Source organism: Aurantibacter sp. UH7, from assembly GCF_056839165.1.
On sequence record NZ_CM166388.1, the window covers coordinates 4,398,621 to 4,421,287 of the forward strand.

General features: G+C 35.4%; 20 protein-coding genes. 12 read left to right on the forward strand and 8 right to left on the reverse strand.

Annotated elements, in window-relative coordinates; translation table 11 throughout:
* Positions 1-79 precede the first annotated feature (79 nt).
* On the reverse strand, positions 80-1,225 hold the full coding sequence (locus UH7x_RS18665) for a lactonase family protein (protein ID WP_482361443.1): 1,146 nt from the start codon (positions 1,223-1,225) through the stop codon (positions 80-82).
* A 50-nt stretch (positions 1,226-1,275) separates the two neighbouring features.
* On the reverse strand, positions 1,276-3,135 hold the full coding sequence (locus UH7x_RS18670; protein ID WP_482361444.1) for a TIR domain-containing protein: 1,860 nt from the start codon (positions 3,133-3,135) through the stop codon (positions 1,276-1,278).
* A 192-nt stretch (positions 3,136-3,327) separates the two neighbouring features.
* On the opposite strand from UH7x_RS18670, the gene UH7x_RS18675 reads away from it, so the two are divergent.
* Positions 3,328-4,296 carry a nucleoside hydrolase gene (locus UH7x_RS18675; protein WP_482361445.1) on the forward strand — a complete coding sequence of 323 codons (969 nt, stop codon included), beginning with the start codon at positions 3,328-3,330 and terminating at the stop codon, positions 4,294-4,296.
* A 1-nt stretch (position 4,297) separates the two neighbouring features.
* On the opposite strand, the gene UH7x_RS18680 is transcribed toward UH7x_RS18675, so the two are convergent.
* The 5 genes from UH7x_RS18680 to UH7x_RS18700 all read right to left on the reverse strand — a co-directional run bounded on the left by UH7x_RS18680 (position 4,298) and on the right by UH7x_RS18700 (position 12,154).
* Positions 4,298-5,833: a YifB family Mg chelatase-like AAA ATPase gene (locus UH7x_RS18680; protein WP_482361446.1), complete on the reverse strand. Its 1,536-nt coding sequence runs from the start codon at positions 5,831-5,833 to the stop codon at positions 4,298-4,300.
* Between the two features lie 8 nt (positions 5,834-5,841).
* Entirely contained in the window at positions 5,842-8,235 is a 2,394-nt protein-coding gene (locus UH7x_RS18685; RefSeq protein WP_482361447.1) for a penicillin acylase family protein, read from the reverse strand.
* A 69-nt stretch (positions 8,236-8,304) separates the two neighbouring features.
* Positions 8,305-10,275: a protein-disulfide reductase DsbD family protein gene (locus UH7x_RS18690; protein WP_482361448.1), complete on the reverse strand. Its 1,971-nt coding sequence runs from the start codon at positions 10,273-10,275 to the stop codon at positions 8,305-8,307.
* Complete coding sequence (gene tilS / locus UH7x_RS18695; protein WP_482361449.1) at positions 10,275-11,582, reverse strand: tRNA lysidine(34) synthetase TilS; 1,308 nt, start codon at positions 11,580-11,582, stop codon at positions 10,275-10,277. The genes UH7x_RS18690 and tilS overlap by 1 nt, the downstream gene beginning before the upstream one ends.
* Positions 11,583-11,620: 38 nt before the next feature.
* Positions 11,621-12,154 (reverse strand): NADPH-dependent FMN reductase, encoded by a 534-nt coding sequence (locus tag UH7x_RS18700; protein ID WP_482361450.1) that lies wholly within the window; start codon positions 12,152-12,154, stop codon positions 11,621-11,623.
* Positions 12,155-12,314: 160 nt separating this feature from the next.
* Between UH7x_RS18700 and UH7x_RS18705 the strand changes: the two genes are divergently transcribed.
* From UH7x_RS18705 to UH7x_RS18745, 9 genes are all read left to right on the forward strand, one after another.
* A complete protein-coding gene (locus UH7x_RS18705) occupies positions 12,315-13,499 on the forward strand; it encodes an acyltransferase family protein (RefSeq protein ID WP_482361451.1) in 1,185 nt (394 codons plus the stop codon).
* Positions 13,500-13,781: 282 nt separating this feature from the next.
* Positions 13,782-14,273: a DUF3592 domain-containing protein gene (locus tag UH7x_RS18710; protein ID WP_482361452.1), complete on the forward strand. Its 492-nt coding sequence runs from the start codon at positions 13,782-13,784 to the stop codon at positions 14,271-14,273.
* 165 nt (positions 14,274-14,438) lie between these two features.
* Entirely contained in the window at positions 14,439-14,807 is a 369-nt protein-coding gene (locus UH7x_RS18715; protein ID WP_482361453.1) for a hypothetical protein, read from the forward strand.
* A 281-nt stretch (positions 14,808-15,088) separates the two neighbouring features.
* Positions 15,089-15,256 (forward strand): hypothetical protein, encoded by a 168-nt coding sequence (locus tag UH7x_RS18720; protein ID WP_482361454.1) that lies wholly within the window; start codon positions 15,089-15,091, stop codon positions 15,254-15,256.
* Positions 15,257-15,638: 382 nt separating this feature from the next.
* Positions 15,639-16,205 carry a hypothetical protein gene (locus UH7x_RS18725; protein WP_482361455.1) on the forward strand — a complete coding sequence of 189 codons (567 nt, stop codon included), beginning with the start codon at positions 15,639-15,641 and terminating at the stop codon, positions 16,203-16,205.
* 259 nt (positions 16,206-16,464) lie between these two features.
* Positions 16,465-16,809, forward strand: a complete 345-nt coding sequence (locus UH7x_RS18730) for a type II toxin-antitoxin system RelE/ParE family toxin (RefSeq protein WP_482361456.1) — start codon at positions 16,465-16,467, stop codon at positions 16,807-16,809.
* Between the two features lies 1 nt (position 16,810).
* Positions 16,811-17,101: a helix-turn-helix domain-containing protein gene (locus UH7x_RS18735; protein ID WP_215939940.1), complete on the forward strand. Its 291-nt coding sequence runs from the start codon at positions 16,811-16,813 to the stop codon at positions 17,099-17,101.
* A 232-nt stretch (positions 17,102-17,333) separates the two neighbouring features.
* A complete protein-coding gene (locus UH7x_RS18740; protein WP_482361457.1) occupies positions 17,334-18,644 on the forward strand; it encodes a tyrosine-type recombinase/integrase in 1,311 nt (436 codons plus the stop codon).
* Positions 18,645-18,855: 211 nt separating this feature from the next.
* A complete protein-coding gene (locus tag UH7x_RS18745; protein WP_482361458.1) occupies positions 18,856-19,683 on the forward strand; it encodes a hypothetical protein in 828 nt (275 codons plus the stop codon).
* A gap of 274 nt (positions 19,684-19,957) precedes the next feature.
* On the opposite strand, the gene UH7x_RS18750 is transcribed toward UH7x_RS18745, so the two are convergent.
* Positions 19,958-21,013, reverse strand: a complete 1,056-nt coding sequence (locus UH7x_RS18750; RefSeq protein ID WP_482361459.1) for an IS110 family RNA-guided transposase — start codon at positions 21,011-21,013, stop codon at positions 19,958-19,960.
* Between the two features lie 163 nt (positions 21,014-21,176).
* On the opposite strand from UH7x_RS18750, the gene UH7x_RS18755 reads away from it, so the two are divergent.
* Both UH7x_RS18755 and UH7x_RS18760 read left to right on the forward strand, forming a co-directional pair.
* Complete coding sequence (locus UH7x_RS18755) at positions 21,177-21,674, forward strand: cupin domain-containing protein (protein WP_482361460.1); 498 nt, start codon at positions 21,177-21,179, stop codon at positions 21,672-21,674.
* Positions 21,675-21,965: 291 nt separating this feature from the next.
* The gene (locus UH7x_RS18760; protein ID WP_482361461.1) at positions 21,966-22,655 is read left to right on the forward strand and encodes a hypothetical protein; all 690 of its coding nucleotides are present in this window, start codon (positions 21,966-21,968) and stop codon (positions 22,653-22,655) included.
* Positions 22,656-22,667: the final 12 nt, after the last annotated feature.

The window sequence follows — 22,667 nt, forward strand, 5'->3', positions numbered from 1 at the left end:
AAACTGAAAATAAAAACTGAAAAAGAGGTAATGATTTCCGTTAGCAAATTTCAATAACATCCTATCATTCTAAAAGCAATTAATATACCTTCATCTTCAAGCTAGCCGGTGCTTTCAACTGTATTTCTTTTTCAAGTTTAGTAAGTTCTCCAGTTGCTATATTTCGCTTGTAGGTTACAATATTCCCTGAATTCTGATTGGATACTAACAAATAGTTATCGGTAGCATCAATAACAAAACTCCTTGGGTGATCACCATATGTAGATTCATGTCCCACTAAAGCCAGACTACCATCAGCCGTATTAATTTTAAAAATAGAAATACTATTTTCTCTTCGGTTGGATGCGTATAGAAATTTGCCATCCTTAGAAATATGAATATCGGCGCCTGCATATTTTTCATGCTTTTCTACCACCGAAGAATGATTTTCTAATGGGATTAAATTACCATCCATATAGGAAAAGGAAGAAACCGTACCACTTAATTCATTTATACAGTACCCATACTTTCCATTTGGATGGAATGTAAAATGTCGTGGCCCATTACCTGGAATGGCTGAAAATGTTTTGTCTTTTAGTTCTTCTAGTTTCGGAGTTTTGGCAGCATCAAATTTATAGGCAATTATCTTATCTGCCCCTAAATCCATTACATACAAAAACTTATTATCTGGCGAGAAATTACTAGAATGTGCATGTGCCACTTCCTGATTTGGCATTACCGTACTACTTCCAGTTAATTTAATAAATTGATCCGATGGTTTTAAACTTCCATCTGCATTAATTTCATAGAGATTAACGACAGCATCGGTATAATTAGCACTTACGATATAATTATCGTCTTTGTATATGTTTAAATGTGCAGGGTTTCTTCCATCAGTAGTTTGTTTATTAATGAACTTAAGTGCTCCCGTTTTACTATCAATTGCAAAAGCAGAGACATTACCACTTGTTTCTAGTTTAGACTCTGTAACGGCATACAAATAATCACCATTGTGCGAAACGGCTAAATAGGATGCATTAACAACATCAGTAACTTTATTAATTTCAGTTAAGCTACCGTTAGTGGCATCGAATTCAAAAACATGAATCGCTTCGCCGGGTACGTTACCGGTATAGGAACCAGCAAATAGTAATGTTTTAGTATGTTGAGCTAAATTAACTTGTGAAATCATAATAACTGTAATAAGAAGAAGGCTTTTTAGAATCCCTTGAATATTCATTTTCATAAATTGAGCTTTTTATAAATGAGAATGTCAAGTTACTTTAAATTCTAAAATTATCCACTAATTTTTTTAATTGCTCGAACACGAAATTTACGAGATTCGCGCACATTACTGTAATGGAATGAAGTATTTCCATCGCTAAAGCGAACCATGCGGGATTGTATTTTCTGGTATAAGGTTGAACTCCAGTATAATTCTTCTGCAAAACCACCACTATTATCGCCCCCTTTACCAATGGTATTGTACATTAATTTCAATTCATCTTGTGTTGGTAAACGCCAATCTTCACCCAATTGTTCATTAATTTTCATGGCACTCTTCCAAGACATTGGTCCAGCATCTTTTTCTTGTGCTACCAAAGCTGTTTTATTGGACTTATTAATTTCAAAAACAATCCCACCCCCATAAGAATCACCAATTTTTATATCAGAAAAATTAGTGTTTTCTACTGCAACATCCCTTTCATCAGAGGTTTCCACTACTGTTTCTTCTTCAACAGTTTCTTTTGGCGCCTCTTCAATAACTTTTTCCGGTTCTTCAACAACAGTTTCTTCTTCAGTAGCAACTTCCAAATCTTCAGTGGTAATTGGATTGTCCATCACCTCCGTATTCGTTTCCTCTTGTATCGGAACAATTTCTTTCGTGTCTCCGTCAGAATCATAAAAAATATAAAATGCTACTGCTAGTAAAAGCACACCTACTAATATTAAAAGGCTTTTCTTACTCGAAGTCGAATCTTCTAATTCTGGTTCGTCTTCTTCTAATTCCTCTTCGTAATCCTCTTCATGATTTTGATAAGCTTTGTTTGCCTCAGCCTCCTCGAGTAATTTTCGCTCCTCATCCGCAGCTTCTCTTTTCGCTTCTTCTTCTATAAATTGGCGTTCTGTTTCTATTTTTGCTTTTTCCTTAGCTTCGGCTGCTGCTCGTTGAACTTCTTCTGCTCTTTTCTTCGCTTGTAGTTCTTCTTGTAATAATTTTTCTTGGTCCGCTTTTAATTGAGCATCCTTTGCTGCGCCTATTTCCGCTTGTTCTTTCGCAAGTTTTTCAGCCTCTATTTTTAACTGCTTTTCCTTTTCAATCTTAATTTTAGCTTCTTGTTCCGCTAAATTTCTTTTATCTTCTTCGACCTTTCTTTGTACTTCTTTTTCAGCTGCTTCTTTTTCAGCTGCTTCTTTTTGCTGCGCTAAGATGTTAGCCTTGTTTTGGGCCTCAGCCTCAGCGGCTCTTTTTTGTTCCCCGGCTGCTCGCTTTTTAGCAGCTGCTTCTTCAAGTAATCGTTCAGCTTCAGCATCGCGATTTTGAGCAGCTATGCTATCTTCATTTGTATCAACTTCATCAAAAAAACTAAGTTCTAGTTGATCTTCCACATTTTTTACAGGAACTATCTCTTCTACTTCAGGAATTTTTTCTTCTATTTCAGGTGCCTCTTCAACACTTTCTCCTCTAAGTTCTGCAATTACCTTTCTTAAATCACTACCAATAGTTTCAAAAGCTTCCTCTGGTAATTCCCAATTTTCAATGGGCTTTATTGGATTCGGTAAAACTTGTAATTCATTCAGATTAAAATCATACTCTTCTGATTTAAAATCGATTTGCCACTGACAATCATCTAATAATATGGGTACAACTACCGCATCATTGGCTTTATATTTATCAATAATGTTTTTAAAATCTATCTGCTGAATAAATTTAGATTTCATAAAATCAGTACTCACAAATAGCAGAAAAACATCAGCAAAATCCATATGAGATGCAACCTTTGGCTTCCATTCTTGCCCAGGGAGAATAGGATCCTCTGCCCATATATTTACGGTTTCGTTAGCTTCTAATGCACTCAAAGATTGTCTTATTTGCAATAAAGCATTTTTATCTTCCCAAGCGTAAATCGCAAAAATATTGGTCTTCCGACTCATTTCTCAAACAATTTTGTAGTAGAATTCAACATGTTTCTTGTTAAAACAAATATAAGCATGCTTTGTGCTTTAGAATTGTTTAAAAAACATTGTTTTCAACAGTCGACCTTTATAACTTTAACAATGTAGTTTCAACTAGATAATTTGGAGCCTCAAAAAATATACACTTCTCTATTTTAAGCAAATATTATAATGAAATCCCTTTTTCAATCGCTATTACTTCTCATCACTTTATCATGCACAGCGCAAACTAAAGTCATCTTCGATACAGACATTGATTCTGATGTAGATGATGTACAAGCCTTAGCCATGTTACATGGGTATCAAGATTTAGGTAAAATAGAGTTATTAGGAGTTGTAGTAACTAGTAACGACTCGTATTCATACCAGTGTGTTGACGCTATAAATACACATTTTGGACGACCTAATATTCCCATAGGGTTTTTAAAGCAACAAGAAAAAATTGAAAATTTCTCAAAGTATACCAAACAAGTAAGTACAAACTTTCCAAAGGATATAAATTCAATAGACGAGACTACAGAATCGGCTCGGTTATATAGAAAGCTATTGGCGGAAAGTGAAGATAATTCTGTTGTGATTATCACAGTCGGACATTTAACGAGTCTTCAGAATTTAATACAATCTAAAGCTGATGATATCTCAACATTATCGGGAAAAGAGTTGGCCACAAAAAAGGTGAAAAAATGGTTGTGTATGGGCGGAAATTACCCTGAAGGTAAAGAAGCAAATTTCTATCGTCCTGACCCTACTTCAACGGTATATTGTATAGCCAATTGGGATAAAGAGGTTGTTTTCTGTGGATGGGAAGTAGGAAATAAAATACGTACCGGAGGAGCTTATTTAAAGTCCAAATTAGACAAAAATAATCCGGTTTACATGGGATACGAATTGTATAATAATTTTGCTGGACGACCTGCATGGGATCAAGTAGCAGTAATGCTTTTAGATGATGAAACTTCGGCTAACTATTTTGACTTCAATTCGAATGGTTATGTATCTGTAGCAAAAGATGGAAGTAATAAGTGGAATTCGGGTGAAAGCAAACCAAATAAAAATCACACGATTGTTTCAATTAAAAAAGGAGTAAATCCAAATAGTATCGCAAAAGCTATGGATGATTTAGTTTTAGAAATAGAATAATCTACCCCAACCATCCCTCTCTATCTAAACTTCGATACTGAATCGCTTCGGCAATATGCGTACCAGTGACCTCAGTTGTATTTTCTAGATCAGCAATAGTTCGGGCAACTTTTAATATTCGGTCATAGGCTCGTGCAGATAGATTCAAACGCTCCATAGCATTTTTCAATAGCAATTTAGAAGCCTCATCCAACTTACAATATTCGCGAATCTGTTTTGTATTCATTTGGGCATTGTAATGCACATTTTCTAATGCTGTAAAACGAGTAGTTTGCAATTCTCGAGCAGCGGTTACCCGTTTTCGAATATCAACACTCCCCTCTCCTTTTCGTTCTTCAGAAAGCTTTTCAAAAGGTACTGGCGTAACTTCAATATGAATATCAATACGATCCAATAAAGGTCCTGATATCTTTCCCAAATACCGTTGCATTTCTGCTGGTGATGAGGTTACAGGCGCATCGGGGTCATTAAAATAACCACCGGGACTCGGATTCATACTAGCCACCAACATAAAACTACTGGGATAGGTTACCGTAAAACGTGCTCTCGAAATAGTTACCTCCCGATCTTCTAGCGGTTGCCGCATTACTTCCAATACACCTCTTTTAAATTCTGGCAATTCATCTAAGAACAAAACGCCATTATGCGAAAGTGAAATTTCTCCCGGTTGTGGGTACGCACCGCCGCCGACGAGGGCGACATCCGAAATAGTATGATGGGGACTTCTGAAAGGGCGTTGACTCATTAATCCTGTATTCTTCACCTTGCCCACAACACTATGAATTTTAGTCGTTTCAAGTGCTTCGTGTAAGGTCATCGGTGGTAAAATGGAAGGCAAGCGTTTGGCTAACATTGTCTTTCCAGAGCCAGGCGGACCAATTAGTATGATATTATGACCTCCTGCTGCCGCTATCTCCATACAACGTTTTATACTTTCTTGTCCCTTTACGTCGGAGAAATCAAATTCAGGAAAATCAAGGTTTTTGTAAAACTCAGCACGGGTATCTACAATAGTTTGTTCTAGAGGAGTGCCGGTATCAAAAAAATCAATTACTTGTTTAATATTATCAACGCCATATACTTTTAAGTCGGAGACTATGGCCGCTTCTTTTGCATTCTGACTCGGTAAAATAAATCCAGAAAATCCTTCTTCTTTTGCTTTTACGGCAATGGGTAAAGCACCCTTTATAGGTTGCAAACTTCCATCTAAAGAAAGTTCCCCCATAATTATATATTTCTCTAAATTTTCGGATTGAATTTGATTGGAAGCTGTTAAGATGCCCAATGCCAAAGTAAGGTCATATGCAGAACCTTCTTTACGCATATCGGCAGGAGCCATATTAATTGTGATTTTCTTACCCGGAATTTTATAGCCGTTATTTAGCAAAGCAGCCGCTATTCTATAATTACTTTCTTTGATAGCATTATCGGGCAGACCTACCAAATGATACCCTACTCCAATATCGATATTTACTTCAACAATTATTGTTGTAGCCTCAACTCCAAAAACGGCACTTCCGTAAACTTTTGTAAGCATACACGTAACTATTCTGTAGGCTTAAATGTAAGTAAAGATTTTGAAGTTGATTGGATTTCGGCCTTATTCAGCATCATTTTTCTGAATTCTCCCTTAGTATACATCTCCGCTTGGTCTTGATAATGAGGACTTAACAGATTGCCGGATTGCCCTGTAGGAAGGATACTCAAGCTATTTTCAATATCAGAAAAATCGATAACACGGCGTGTAGATGGTCCCGATTTTACTTTATAAAATCCGTCTTCGGAATAATCATATCCCAGGTTATTTATCACTTCTCTAGTTCCATTGATAGGAAAAGGCCCCACATTAAAATATTCTCGTAACGCTTCAACTTGCCCTAACGGATGTCCGTGTTCTATGGTATGTACTTTATCCCATGTCCATTGTGAAGCGTCATCACCAAAATCATTTACCAAAGAAGCATAGGCCTCTTTAAACGCTTGGGTCACTATATTTTGTCTGGTCTCTTTAATAGCAGTTGTTTGTACATTATCCCACCAAACGGAAGCCTCGTTTGCAACAAACCCATTGATCATCCGCTTAAAAAAATGGGTGATTATCAATTGTGAAAACTGTTCTTCGCCTAGCTCATCAGATAATGATTTTTTCAAAACCAAGAACAACCAACGATGGAATAAAGCACCATCTGTATTTGTTAAGGTATAATCTGCATCCCAATTACCTAATTTATCAAGAACAACAGTTTCAGCCTCGCTCAATTGTTTTGCATCAACAGCTATTTCTAGATTTTTAATTATAGTCGGATTTACAGCTGAGGTAACATCATTAATCATCTCGCTTGCAGAATTTATATCCCAATCATTTTTAGCATCTAGTAATTGGGTAATTCGCTTTGCTCTATTTTCAGGTAAATAATATCCAGGGTAATACTTTCCATTTATAGAATCTGGTTGATTATTGGCGGAGTACACATAATGCGTTTCCGGATTTAATGCTTGCGGATTTTGCGAGAAGTCATAAAAATTTAAGCGTTCGTCTTTTCCGGTGGTACCATCTAAAATAAATTTAGTGCTGGTACTATCTGGCATATTATACAATTTAGCAGTGGCAAACCAACCAGCGTTACCTTTAGCATCACCATACATAATATTTAATCCTGGAGCATGAATATTAGGCAAAGCCGTCTTAAAAGTGTTTAAATCGGTTGCTCTAGAAATACCATATAAGGCATCTAAAACTTTACCTTCTGCTTGGGTATATACCCAAGACATACTAACAGGTCGCTCAGAAACTATTGTAGTATACACATCGTTTACAATGGCCCCATGTCTTGTTTTATTAAATTCGAAAAGCACATCATCCGCGTCTTTAATTTTTATAGTTTTCGATACTTTCTGAAGGTCTTCCCAACCGTTTTCTGTTTTATATTTGGTTTGCTCTGGATTGAGTTCTTCGTAATAAAAATCGATATCATCATTTTCAAACATAGTCAACCCATAAGCGATATCGCGATTATGACCTAATAGCGGAAAAGGCATACCCGCAATATGGTAACCATAAATTTCGAAATCTGTGGCGGCCACATGAACCTCGTACCACACCGAAGGTTGCGCAAAACCAATATGCGGGTCATTCGCAAAAATCACTTTCCCGTTTTTGGTTTTCTCTGGTCCTATCACCCAACTATTACTCCCTTCCAATTGTGGAACAGGCAATTTATCCAATGCCTTGGTTGCCATTGCTGTTATGGAATTGGAAATGGAAGTGTATGGGGTATCCGGATGATTTTTAAGCAATACTGTCGTTGTATCCGCATCGATAGCTAAATCCTGTAAATAAGCTACTCCCAATTTATCTTTGATATTGGTCAACAACGGATCCGTTTTCTGTGCCATTGCAAAACTAAAAGCCATATAGCCAATAGTATTGTATACATCTTTTAACTGAAATTCGGTTTTATCTAAACCAGTTAAATAATATTCAATGGGAGTTGGCCCTTCTGCTATAAATTGATTAATGCCATCTAAATATGCGTTTGCCATTATCACTGGCGGACTATGCATGTCTAGCTTAGAAATAATTTCTTCGGTATTATCATCAATACCTAAGGAAAGAAACATTTTATCGGTGGGAATTAAATCAGCTCCAAACACTTCAGATAAACTTCCGCTACCAATGCGTCGTAACAATTCCATTTGCCATAGTCGGTCTTGCGCATGAACATACCCTAAAGTACGCATGGCATCTACTTCGTCTTCCGCATAAATATGTGGAATACCATAAGTGTCGTAATACACATTTACGGTATTGGTAAGGCCTGTTAAGTCTTTAGAACCTTCATAATCAGGGGAAAGTGAAACTTTAAAATAAATTGTTAGAACAGCTAGAATGGCAATCAGCGCTAAAAGCAGCCATCCTATTATTTTTAGTATTCGCATTGGAGGTAGTTTACACCGAAAGGTAAAACTATTCTATGAAAATAAAAGAGAAATTTGAGTCAGAATTTCTTAGTTTTTTGAAGCCTTAAATTCTTGCAGTCCGTTTTCGAGCCATAATTTATAAGCTGCTGCATCGGTGTATTGCACCGCAGCATTTAAAACTTCAAAATCTGGAGATAGCAACACATAATACGGTTGCGAAGCTGCATTAAAATTAATGGTCTGAAAAGTCCCCCACTTCTGCCCTATTGTTTCGATGGACTTCACGCGACCCGAATCGTATTGAAAATTGAATTTTTGTTCTTCAGCAAGTTCTTTACGATCATCTACATAGAGCGATATTAAAACGTAGTCCTCGTTTATAATCGAAAAAATATCGGGTTCACTCCAAACATTTTCTTCCATTTTACGACAATTGACACACGCCCATCCAGTAAAATCTAATAATATCGGTTTGTTTTCTTTTTTAGCAAAAGCAACACCTTCTTCAAAATCTTTAAAGCAATTTAATCCTAACGGACAATCTGTTTCCTTTTCCGCTATGGTGTAAAAATCGGGAGGTAAGAATCCGAATAACTTCAGTTTTACAGTGTTTAATAATCCAAGAGATAAGTACAGCGCAAAGACAACACTTAATACCCCAGTAGCTTTCCGTGAGGTCGATAATTTTTGTTTCGGGCCATCATGCGGAAAACGAAATATTCCGAAAAGATATAAGGCTAGCAGTACAAAAAGTACAATCCATATCGCGATAAAAACTTCGCGTTTTAAAATTTCCCATCCACCAACTAAATCAGCATTCGATAAAAATTTAAAGGCTAATGCTAATTCTAAAAATCCTAATACTACTTTAACAGTGGTCATCCATCCGCCGGACTTCGGTAAAGAATTTAACCAAGCTGGAAATAAGGCAAACAAGGCAAATGGCAATGCTAGGGCAACACCAAAACCTGTCATCCCAGCAGAAAGATTCGTAGCAACATCGCCTTCACCCAAAACTGTTCCTCCTAACAATCCACCTAAAATAGGACCAGTACATGAAAATGAAACAATTGCTAAGGTAACGGCCATAAAAAAGATGCCGAGTACACCACCAACTTTAGATGATGCAGCATCCATTTTATTCGCCCAAGAATTCGGTAAAGTAAGTTCGTAGTACCCAAAGAATGAAAAAGCAAAGAACACAAAGATTATAAAGAAGGCAACGTTCAGCCAAATATTAGTCGCAATGGTATTTAATATCTGAGAATCGACGGAATCGAATAAATGAAAAGGCAGACTTAGTAAAAAGTAAATGACCACAATAAAAAAGCCATATAAAATAGCATTCGCAATTCCTTTTTGTTTGTTGCCCGAATGTTTCGTAAAAAACGAAACCGTTAACGGAATCATTGGAAAAACGCATGGCGTTAAAAGCGCAATTAATCCACCTAAAAATCCTAATCCAAAAATAACCCAGATACTAGAAGCACCAGCCACCGCATCTTCTGCAGACACCAATCGTTCTTTATGTTTTAAGTCCAGTTTTAGCGCAGCGCCCATTGCCAGACTTTTGTCATCAACCGTTTTGGTTTCTTTTACCACTGCACCTCCATCCAAAACAAAACTAAAATCGGCTTCAGCGGGAATACAAACTTCCTTACATACCTGGTACCAAAGATTCACATCAATTTGGCGCACATCAGGATTTAATAATTTTATGTGTTGTTTAAAAACAGCTTCTTTCTTAAAAAAGGTTTCATCAACTTCAAAAACTTCACTGTATTCGGTTAGCGTTTCACTTTCGGTAGTTTTCCCCACCAATTCAAAATGCTCATCAACTTTATCAAAAGTAAACTCAGAAGGCATGGATCCACCATCCGCTGTAAACTGTGAGTACACATGCCAGCCTTCATGTATTTTTCCTGATATGATTAATTCATATTCGGTATCCGAAATTTTATTCAATTCTTGAGACCACAAAACGGGATTTTCATCGTCTTGCGCAAAGGAAGTAAATCCGATTAAGAAAAATAATACGTAGAATATTTTGTGTTGCATTAGCCCACTGTAAATTTTAATATCGTTCTTGTAGTATCGGTAACCTTAAAACGTTCATCCGCCCGTTTACCAATAACCCATACTAATTTGTTGTTCGAAAAAAGCAGCCATTGTTGCTCTTTAGCAATCATATCCATTTTTTCATCTTTGAAAAATTTAGATACTTTTTTCTTCCCTTTCATTCCCAAAGGATAAAAGTAGTCGCCTTCTTGCCGCTTTCTTACTACCAACGGATACTTTAACGTTTTTTTATCTACAAAAAGTATATTCGCATCGTCACTAAATGCAACGTTTTCAGTAGTTGACACTGATAATTTTATAGGATAATTAATTTCAGTGGTTCCTTCCTCTAAAAAATACTCCTGCGTATCGGAAGTTTCAATTTCTTTCAACAGCAAATGCTCACGGTCTTTTAATAAACGGTGAGTTTTCGAAAACACTTCTTTTCCGCTTAATGCCGTTAACAGCTTTCGAATATCGGTATAGGATGTAAACCCGTAGTCCTTAAAAAGTTCATACAAATAAGCATCTAGAGGTTCTAATTGCTGCAATTTCTGAATCGCTATATAGTGAACGCCCTCTTTTTCTATGAACATGGACTCTTTTAATTCACCAATATAATTTTTTAGTAGCGCTGCACTCCCCTGTAAATGTTGCAGCGTATGTTCAAAATTTGCCTCAAAAGTAGGATGCAAGGTTTTTAGCGTTGGTAAAATATCGTGTCGAATCTTGTTCCTTAAATATTTGGTATCCGCATTACTAGCATCTTCACGCCAAGTTAGCTTTTCTGCTTTGGCATAGGCTTCAATTTGTGCTCTTGAAAAAATGAGCAGTGGTCGTGCTAGTACTTCCGTTTTTTCAGGCATTCCTGTTAAACCTTCAATTCCTGTTCCGCGTGATATATTAATTAAAAAGGTCTCGATATTATCATCGGCATGGTGTGCGGTAAGTACTGTTTTATACCCAAAATCACGAACTATTTCATTAAACCAAGGGTAACGTAGTTCTCTTGCTGCCATCTGTATCGAAACTTTATGGGTGTCAGCATATCCTGTAGTATCAAAAGTTGTGACGTGTAATTTACAGTTGTAGTGTTCCGATAAATCATGAATTAGCAATTCATCTTTCTCGCTTTCTTCGCCGCGCAATTGAAAATTGCAGTGCGCCAAAGCAAATTTAATATTGCACTTAAATAATAAATGCGCCAAAACCACACTATCAATACCGCCACTAATGGCAAGTAAAAAAGTGTCGTCTTTTAAACTTTCAAAGTTGTTTTGAAAATGCTTTTTAAAATCGGATAACATACCCCAAAGTTACTCAATGTACCTACTTGAACCAATTCTTAAAGGCTCTCCACAAAATGTTTTAAAACAGTAGCGTGAGCAGTAGCTAAATCGGCTTCAACAATACCTTTATCTGCATCAAAATTATCATTAAAAGAAGGCAGTGAAAAAGTAGAAACTGCTTGTGCACCGTAGCGTGGCAAAATCTGTTGCGTAGCTGTTAATGCACCAATAGCGCCCCTTTTACCAGGTGAGGTACTCATAAGTAATACCTTTTTATCGGCTAAGAAATTAATATCTAAGCGCGACAACCAATCGGTAAGGTTTTTAAAGTATGCCGAAACATTGCCATTATGCTCATTTACAGATATAATAATACCATCGGCATTCGCTATATAGCTTTTAAATTCTACCAACGAATTAGAAAATCCATTCTCTTTTTCGGCGTCTACACTAAACATCGGAAAAGGGTAATTGGCCAAATTCAGCAATTCTATAGTATGTCCTTCTAACAGTGAAGTTGTATATTTTACTAATTCAAAATTTATTGAAGTACTCGAATTACTGCCTGCAAAAGCCAATATAGTTGCCATATTTTCGTTTTAGTGATTGTTGCAAAATTAGTGGATTACAAGGTATTATGAACTAATTTTATATAGTTTTGCTTCAAAATTCTGTTTAAAAAAGAACAGAACCTAAAATAACAGCAAGCTGGTGTCTTTAAAATTGATGCTTCGTACGTAAATCTATTCTGTGGAAAAGAATAAAAACAGACTGTATTTTATTGATGCGATGCGCGCATGGGCAATTCTGATGATGCTGCAAGGGCATTTTATAGATGGACTTCTGGCAGATGCTTTTCGTGATAATTCCAATTTAACCTATAGCATTTGGAAATATTTTAGAGGCATTACTGCTCCTATTTTCTTTACCGTTTCCGGATTTATTTTCACCTACCTCTTAATTAAAGTACCACAAAAAGGATTCGATAATCCGCGTATAAAAAAGGGAGTACGCCGTGGGTTACAATTAATATTTATTGGCTATTTGCTACGTTCCAATATTTTCGGATTACTGCAAGGCAAAATATATCGTGGATTTTTATTTGTAGATGTATTGCATTGTATCGGCCTTTCGATACTCGGTATTATTGCGATTTACTTGTTAACATCCAAAGCTAAAAAATGGATTTTACCGAGTGTATTGGTACTAACCACTGTTTTACTCTTTGCTTTTGAGCCAATGTATAAAACAGTAAATTTTGCTGCACTACCTAATGTTTTTGCCAATTACTTTAGCAAAGCAAACGGTTCTGTATTTACGATAATTCCATGGTTTGGCTATGCCAGTTTTGGTGCTTTTATTTCGGTGCTTTTTTATCGGTATCGCGAAAGTACAAAGTTGTATACCTATGCCATTCCTATTGCAGCGATTGCAGGTCTGCTACTTATATTCACCTCGTCTCCGTTGTTGGATTGGTTGTATGTTGCAACAGACATTGAATTGTTTAATGCGATAGCGCTTAACAATTATCTGTTTATTCGTTTGGGTGATGTTTTAGTGGCCTTTGCCCTATTTATACTTGCGCGTAAGTATGTATTAAATGCTACTTTTTTACGTATTGGGCAGAACACTTTGTCTATTTATGTCATTCATTTTATTATTCTCTACGGTAGTTTTACCGGTTTAGGTTTGTATCGTTTTTTCAACCATGCGTTGAGTCCGGTGGTGGTGATTGTAGGTGCCATCGCATTTATGATAAGCTGCTCGTATTTGGCTTTGTTGTTTGACAAACATGAAGTTTTTATAAAATCGAAATTAGCGGTTCTACAAAAACAATTGTGGCGCTATTTAGAATCTGCTGCAGTGGCACTACAACGCATTTTAAAAGCGCTATTCACCAAAACACTACAAGTATTAGGTTTGGCTAAGAATTAGATTCCTTTCTTCTTTCTTCTTACTTCTTTCTTTATTAGTTCAGCTTCTCGATACCTCTGTTGAAAAAAGTAGCCACTCGAAGTGACTAACGATTTCACTTTTTAAAATTTTTGTAGTCCTCCTGCCCCTCCTGCTATGCGACTACATTTCAACATCTTATGTTAAGAACTTTGTGGTCTTTTTCTTAAAATCTAGTTGGTATAGTTGCTGATTTGTAGGAAATTTATAAAATGGGGCTAAACAAACAAGTTTGTTTAGCCGTACGTTGTAGGTAATTTAAAAATGAACATCGACATAAGAAAACACATATTACCAATCGGACTTTTGATTGTCATTTTCAGTCTCTTTTTTTACAATCGAGATTTACTCGGAGGACTGGTTTTTCTAGTTGTTGGTTGTGGATTTTTATACGCAGGATTCTATATTCGGAATACAAATAGCAGAATAAGAGCCAACGGAATTAAAACTAAAGCGAAAATAGTTGACTTTAAAAAAGAACGAAATAAAGAGGCTGACGGAGATTCTTACGAATATCATTTTCCGATAGTAAGTTTTACTGATCGAAATGGAGTTGAAACGACTCAAAAGTTGGACTCTAGTGAAAACCCGAAACGGATTAATGAACTGATTGACATTATTTACCTGAAAAAACAAAATAAGTATGAAATTATAAAAGACAATGATTGGTGGGAAAAGAACCTACCAATGATTTTACTAATCGGTGGATTTTTATTTTCTGGAATCGGAATTATATGGTTGACAAATAAAATCTGAATAAAAAACTACCTACAACACCGTATAAAAATAATTACGGTTTAGTGCTAAAACAAAGGTCGTTGCGTGTTTGTAACGTCTGATTTTCCTTCGGAAAATCCTCGCATACAAACCCGCAACTATTCTTATACATAAACGTTGTAGAACATATCTAAATCAGAAGCAATGAAACAAATGACAAAAATTATAACTCTGGTTATTTTATTAATCAGTTTTCAAAACTTATTCGGACAAAACAATAAGACACAAATTCCGGAAACAAATGTATTCCAAGCCATAGCTAATTCGGAATTCGATTTAGTTATTCGAATAAACAGGGACATGAATGATGAAGAATTAAAATCTCGAATTGGTGTTTTACACAGTTTTGATAAAGACATTAAAATAGAGTATTCAAGGGATGAATCAGGAAATATTAAAACACTTTCGGGTTCGGGCAGCGGAGGCTCCTGTATGTCCGATGATTTTGGTTTTATTATTATTACTTTAAAAGATAATCATTGGAAGGCATGTATGATTTCGGATAAAAAATAAAACTTTTTTGAGTATCTAAAAAAATACGTTCTACAACAAAACCTATAAAAAATACGGGTTTCGGGCTTAAACGCCAAAGTCTGTGTATATTTATAAAGTAGCGAAATCTTTGGCCCCGACGCTTCGGGGTCGCTTTGACACAAAAAAAGAAAAAACAAAACCAAAAGATTTCGCTATGTGCGTGGCGGAAAGCAAACGCTAGTTTGCTCCCATTCTGTTCATAGCTAAACCGTTACCAACTATTTTGAAAAAAATAAAAATTAACTAATAAAATAAAAATCATGAGTTTAACATACACAATAGTAAAAGCTGCCAAAAGAGACGATATGGTAAATGAAGTTCAAGAAAGACTAAATGATGGTTGGGAGTTACAAGGAGGAATATGCATGGACGGAGTAGGCATGGGTGGTCGCGAATATTGTCAAGCGATGATTCTAAGAAAGAAGTAATAAATAGAATTGAACATTAGCTCAACGAATCAAACGCAATTGGAATCGAACTGGAATTTAACAAGTTTACGCAGATGGACCTTACTCAGACGCAACTGTTGTGTTGATGGACTTTTCACTCGGGCGGAACTGAAAAATAGAATGGAAAAACTCACTCAAACGTAAAAAAACAGTTGGTAACAATACCTATAGCAAATAGGGCATAAAGTATTATATTTAAAGGCTTGGGCGTATTTGCTAAGTCCGCCAAATCTTTTGGATTTGGCAATTAAAAAAGAAAAATAATTACAAAACAAAAAGCTCTGGCTAGCAGACCAGACGGAAACGAAAAGTTTCCTTGCCTGCCCTACTTGCCATAGCCGAGCCGTTGTAAAACATTTACATGAACCTTCTAAAAACTCTATTAATAATCATTTTGGTACCTATTCTTGCTAACGGACAATTTCCGGATAGGTATTTGGATTTACATAAGGGTTTAGAGAAAATTGATTGTAAGACGACTTCAACGACGTTTAAAAATGGAAAACCTAAATATTGCGGAACTACTACATATTATAAGTTTGACAATAAAGAATACGCCTTTCTGACTGGACAACATATAAGTTACTTCAAGGACGGTTGTAAGCAAGTTGCAACTTACGACATGTTTGGAAACGTAGTAATGCATCAATTTTATAATAAAAATGGTGTATTAACAACAGAGCATGAAACAATACTTTTGGACAGTAATGCAAAAAATCTAAGGGAATTATTAAGAGAAGAAGATTACAAAACCTTTATTTTGGAACTAAGGGAATATAAAGTTTCAAAAAAAGAAGGTAAAAGATACTTATATAAAAAAGGTAGGTATCAAAACGGAAAAAAAGCAGGTTTATGGACTTATTACTTCTCAGATGGAAGAATAAAAAAAGAAGTGGAGAAAAAAAACGTTTTACAACACAACCTATAAACAATACGGGCTTAGGTATTAAACGCCAAGTTCTGTGTATTTTTATGATGTCGCGAAATCTTTGGGATTTCGCTTTGGACAAAAAAAGAAAAAACAAAACCAAAAGATTTCGCTATGTGCGTGGCGGAAAGTAAACGCCAGTTTGCTCCCGTACTGTTCATAGCTAAACCGTTGTAAAACATACTGCTCAATTACAACATTTCATCTACATTCAACGTTATTCTTTTGAGAATAGTAACTTTTAAGTTACCTTTGAGTAATGGATAAAGTTAGGGAGGTAATCCAATACAAAAACTATTTCGAAGAATTCTTGCTCAAACAACCGAAAAAGGTTCAGAATAAGATATTCAAGGTTATCGAAATAATCGAAACGTATGAAAGAGTTCCCTCGAACTATTTAAAAGCAATTGTTGGAACAAAAGGACTTTACGAAGCTCGCATAAAATTGGGCTCGAACATTTGGAGAGTGTTCTGTTTTTTTGACAAAGGCAAATTAGTTATCCTGTTGAATGGATTTGCCAAGAAAACGCAAAAGACTCCGAAAAAAGAAATCGACAAAGCAGTCGGACTAATGAATTCATACTATGAAGACAAAAAAAGATAAGTTGGACACTAAAAGTTGGAAAGACATAAAGGACACCGTTTATGGAAAAAAAGGAACGGAACGGAGAGATGGACTAGAAAGGGATTTTGAGTCCTTTAAAATCGGTTTGCTTCTGCGCAACGCTCGGGAAGAAAAAAACTTGACACAAGAACAGCTTGGAGAATTGGTGGACAAAAAACGGACTTACATCTCAAGGGTTGAAAACAATGGGAGTAATCTTACCTTAAAAACGTTGTACGAAATTGTGGAAAAAGGACTTGGCGGAAAAGTTACCATCTCAATCGACGTGTGAAAAAAGTACGTTTTACAACACAACCTATAAACAATACGGGCTTCGGGTATGACCGAAAGCTTTGCGTATTTTTATGAGGTCGCGAAATCTTTGGCCCCGAAGCTTCGGGGCGCTTTAGACAAGAAAAAAATAAAACAAAACCAAAAGATTTCGCTATGTGCGTGACGGACAGCAAACGCTAGTTTGCTCTCGTACTGTTCATAGCTCAAACGTTAGGCAATATTTAAAAAAAATGAACGAAGACTTGAGGGAGAAAATATTATCGGATTTAAAAAGTCGGAATTATCAAGAAACAACTGTTAAAAGTTACTCAAGTCAGTTATTCCAATTATTCGATTATTACCCTTCAATTCCACCATTGGAATTAACAAACAAACAAGTCTCAAAATATGCTCAATCTCTAATCAACCAAAAAAAATCAAGGTCTACAGTAAAGACATTGATTTACGCTTGCAACTTCTTTTTTGACGAATTAAACAATAAAAAACACGGTATTTATAAGTTTAAATTACCGCCTGAAAAACCAAAAAAGACCGAGTTTTTCACTCAAAGTGAGATTTTAGAAATTATTGAAAACAAGAAAAATCTTAAACACAAATCAATTATTCTATTAATGTACTCTTGTGGTCTAGAGATTGGCGAATTATTGAATTTAAAAGTGGAAAATATAAGGTCAAAAGAAAAAAGACCGAATATTCAGGTTTACGACAATAATGGAAAAATTAAAAGAAAGGCTTTTTTATCTAAAAGAGTTCTTCCAACATTAAGAGAATATTATTTTGCATTTGAACCAACTGATTGGCTATTCTACAGTCAAAATGATAAAAAGAAACAGTACTCACCAACAAGCGTGAGAAAAATGATTGACACTTCCATTAGCGAACTAAATCTAAATCCATTACTTAAATCCAAATCAATTAGGCACTCATATATAAAACACCTGAATGAACTAGGAGTTCCTTTAATAAAAATATTGGGTAGTCTTTCCTTAGAATCTTACGACACTCATCTGAAATATTCTAAATTAATTCACGGTACAGACGAAATCTACTTTTCACCACTAGATAAACGCTTAAATGAAGATACAGAAGTTGAGGATTTCAAAGACCTAGAACACTTGGTATTTGAGTTAGAAGACAAGAACGAAATTGACTACTTAATGGAGGGATTAGATTGCTTCAGGTGCGGAGCACTTCGAGCAGGAGTAATTTTCATATGGTCTGCCTCAATAAAAAATATTAGACAAAAGATAATAGACTCAACTAAACTGATAGAAATAAACAAAGAACTTCAAATTATTGAGCCAAAAGCAAAAAAAATAAAAGATGTAAATAGTTTTGAATTTATAAAAGACGAGACAACTCTTCACTTGAGTCAAAAAGTAGGACTTTATGATAAATTTGAAAAAAATGAACTAATTAACAGTTGTCTTGGGTTAAGGAATAAATGTGGACATCCTTCTAATTATAAGCCGGAAATACAAAAGGTAAAGGCTTTTGTGGAAGACGTTTTAAATCTAGTGTATAAAAAAAACATTGCCTAACACGGTGTATAAAACATAGCTAATAAGTGCTAAACCAAAAGATTTGTACTTATTTACTTAGATCGCCAAATTTTTAAATTTGGCTTTTAAAATAGAAAAATTAAAAACAAAACATAAAAATTCGGCTCTGTGTTAATCCGAAAAGTCAGCGTCTTTTTACACGCTACGTTTCATACACAAACCGTTAGCTACCATTAAGAACCCGACATAAATGAGTAAAACAAACTTTGACAATTGGTCTTTAGAATTTGAGAAAGTTTGGGATTTAAAAACAGATTCTGATTGTAAAAAATTTAGTGAACTAACTTATTCTTTGAAAGGAAATGAAGATGTAAAATATCTTGAAAAGTTAGTTGATGCAGTTAAATTAAAAGATGATTTTGGGCTTTACGAAAGTTTATATAATGCGATTTGGATGTTTCCCAAAAATATAGTCGGACAAGTTTTAGCAAAAAAACTACCTGAATTCCAAAAACGTATGGGGAAACACGACCAAGTCTTCAGGTTTTATCTCCCTATTCCAAACAATAACAATGCATTAAATTCATTTATTAAAGGAGCTAATCAATGGACAACTTCTGAAAAAGGAACAGCTATATCTGCAATTAAAAAATGGATTATTGATGCTGAGGACTGGGAACCTATTTTAGAAAAATTAGGTAAACCAATCACCAAAAGTAAAGAAGACCCAATACCAGAAGAATGGAACGAAAATTGGAAAATTAAGCTTCAAAAAGGGAGAGAAAAAGGAGGAGAATTTTGTATTAGTGAAATACTTTGGAAAGGTGGCAAAAAACAGTGGTTTGAGGATTTAGATTTTTTAATAGAAATGTTATCCCTAAATCACGGTAAACATTGGAGACAAATAGATAATATGACTAATCCACTTTGGATGTATGCAAAAAAAATAATTTATCCAACATTCGTGGATAGGTTAAAAAAAGTTCCGAAAGAAAAACGAAATAAAATTCTTGAGAATATAAAAAGAGTAAATAAACATAAATACAAAACATTAAACGAAGAAATAAACGGTAGCTAACAACGTGTCCTATGAAAAGCCCTAGTCCAGTTCTCTAAAGTTAATTAATATTTTCTTTTTGCTTTAAACCACCTTTTTTTCTTTTAATATAACTTGCTCCGCATCCTATTTGTGATACACCTATTTTCAGGGTTCACCAGCATCTGTATGATTATAAATTATAATAAACTCGGCCACTTGCTATAAAGATGTGATTCCAATTTCTTGGATCACCCACGTTGTTTTGTGGTACGAGTTTCACTACTATTTTGTGAGCTTTGTTATGGTTATTTTTTTATTCTAGTACTCCTATGCAATAAGGAGTCTCTGTTTTAATAACAGCTAATGTTCTACTAAGTAGTTTTCTCGCTACTTTGATAATGATACTCTTTACATTTCTACCTTGGTGCTTACGATAGTATGCTTGCATCACTGGATCAGCTCGTATCGCCTGCCAAGATGCCTCTACAAAATAACTCCGTATTAAACGATGTGCACGTGGAGTTATACCAAGGGTTTTATAGTTACTTCCACTTTGGTGAACTCCAGGTGCCAGACCAACATAACCAGCCAAATGTTTGACACTATTAAAACGTCGTAAATCTCCCAATTCACATAAAATACCACAAGCAACAATTCCTCCAATGCCAGGTATGCTGCGAAGCAACATATAATCCTTCTTATGGTACGTTTTGCAATACCTACGAAGCTGAGTAGAAACATCTCGAAGCTCTTGGTCTACAAAACGAAAGAAACGCATACGGCTCTCTAAAGTTGCTTTTGCTGTTGGGTTTTTAAACACAATATCATCTAACCATTTCCTATACTTATGACTCCAATGGTCGTTGTCAAATTCTTCTGGCTCTTTAATACCGAAATATAAAAGCTGCATTTTTATATAACTCTTTATCCTCCGAAAATCCTTTACCAAATCATTGCGACGACGAAAAAGACTTCGAAGTTCTTCACGGTCAACATCAGGAATATGAATACCTTCTAATCTACCATCTTTAAGTTCTCTGGATATAAGCTGGGCATCTATCTTATCGGTCTTGGTATGTTTCTCCTTACCCTTTCTATGAATATCAGCAGGATTAACTACTAACGAAAACCAACCATAAGATTCGAAACAACGATGCGCTGAATATCCACAGCAACCCGCCTCGTATGCGGTCGATACTTCATAATTAGCGAAATGTTTATCAACATAATCTTTAAGTTGTTCCGGGTTCGGATTCATTGAAAAAGACTTGCCTGAAAACAAATCTGTAGCACAATGTACTTTCCAACTTCTCTTGTGAATGTCAATGCCAATGTATAACTTCGGTACAGCAGTAATTTGAGTAATCATATCTTTAATCTTTAGTTCATTTTAAAGATACTCGACTTACTGCTTTTTCATCGATGCTATAACAAATAGGGCAAAAAGTCCTATGTTTAAAGGCTTGAGCATATTTGTCAAGTTCGCTAAATCTTTTGGCCCTAAGCCTCAGGAGACAATAAAAAAAAATAAAATGAGAACAATAACAACACTTAGAGTTTCCCTTTTACTATTGATATTTCTGTCGTGCAATACAAAGACAGAAACAAAACAGCAAAATACGGAATCAGACAAAAACGAATTGAATGCCATTTTCCCTAATGGTGAAAAAGGTACGGAAGAGTGGTTTACTGGAGACGCTTACTATATTAGCTTGGTAAAAGCAGATTCTATACACTCAACACTTGTCGGTAATGTTTATTTTGAACCAAAAGCAAGAAGCCACTGGCATTCCCACCCCTCTGGACAGATATTGATTATTACAGATGGAATTGGCTATCACCAGATTGAAGGACAAGAAATTGAAGTCTTAAAAAAAGGAGATGTAGCAAAATGTCCGCCGAATGTAAAACATTGGCATGGGGCAAGCCCCGACGTAGGTTTACAACAACTTTATATTATTCCTAATACGGAAAAAGGAATTGTAGAATGGATGGAGCCTGTAACAGATGAAGTCTACAACTCTAAATAACTTTCCAATAAACACATTTCAGGCTATCTTCCAAAATAAAAAATTCGCAGATTAAAGTGGAAAATATTGAATAAGTATACGTAAGATAAATTAGTTGTAGTACGTGGAAAAAGTAAGGTATAGACAAAATGGTTGTAAAATACTGTTTACCTTTAGGTAAAGGAGAATGAAAAAATCCAGTTTACTAATCAACCTATAAACAATATGTGATTAGGCTTTTAAACACTAAGGTCTGCGTATATTTATAATGTCGCTTAATTTTTCACCTTGACCATATTAATCAAACATAAAATGAGAAAAAACATACTTCTACTGCTGTTAACTACCCTCTCATTTTATGCCTCTGGGCAAAATCATAAAACAACAACCGATTCAGCCGTTAGTGCACCAGAAACGCTAGCTAGTAAAACGAAATATAAAAGTGAAATTAAAACGCATGGGTTTAGCAGAGCCAGCTATCTACATACCGAAGCATGTTATTTGGATACAACTGGAAAAGGAATTATTATTCAAAACAGCTATCCAAGAGGTGGACCTATTAATACGCCCGATGGAAAATATGGCCATGCGGTATTCTGGTCGCGTGTTATAAACAAAAGCGATTTAACAATAGCGTTAAACCTAAATTTTCCTGCTGATTCTATTGTAATTGATTCAGCGACTCATACGTACTTTAAATTATTGGTTCCAACCGATAAAATGACGCCCGACAAACTAACTACATTTGGATTTGGACTAGATTACATTGAAGATTTCGTAGCCGAAAACTTCTATAAACCGAGTTATTTCCAACGAACTATTAAACCGAATGAATACGCTATGTTCTATGTTGTTTTACTGAGTCACTTAGCGCCAACCGATAAAGGCGTGACGCGAACAGGTCTTTTTTTAGAAGGGCAAGATCTTTATTATAAGTTAGAAGGTTTAGATTCCCAGAAGGATAAGTTTGTGCCAAGTGGGTCGATAACTTTTGCAAATTAAAATTTGCGTTAG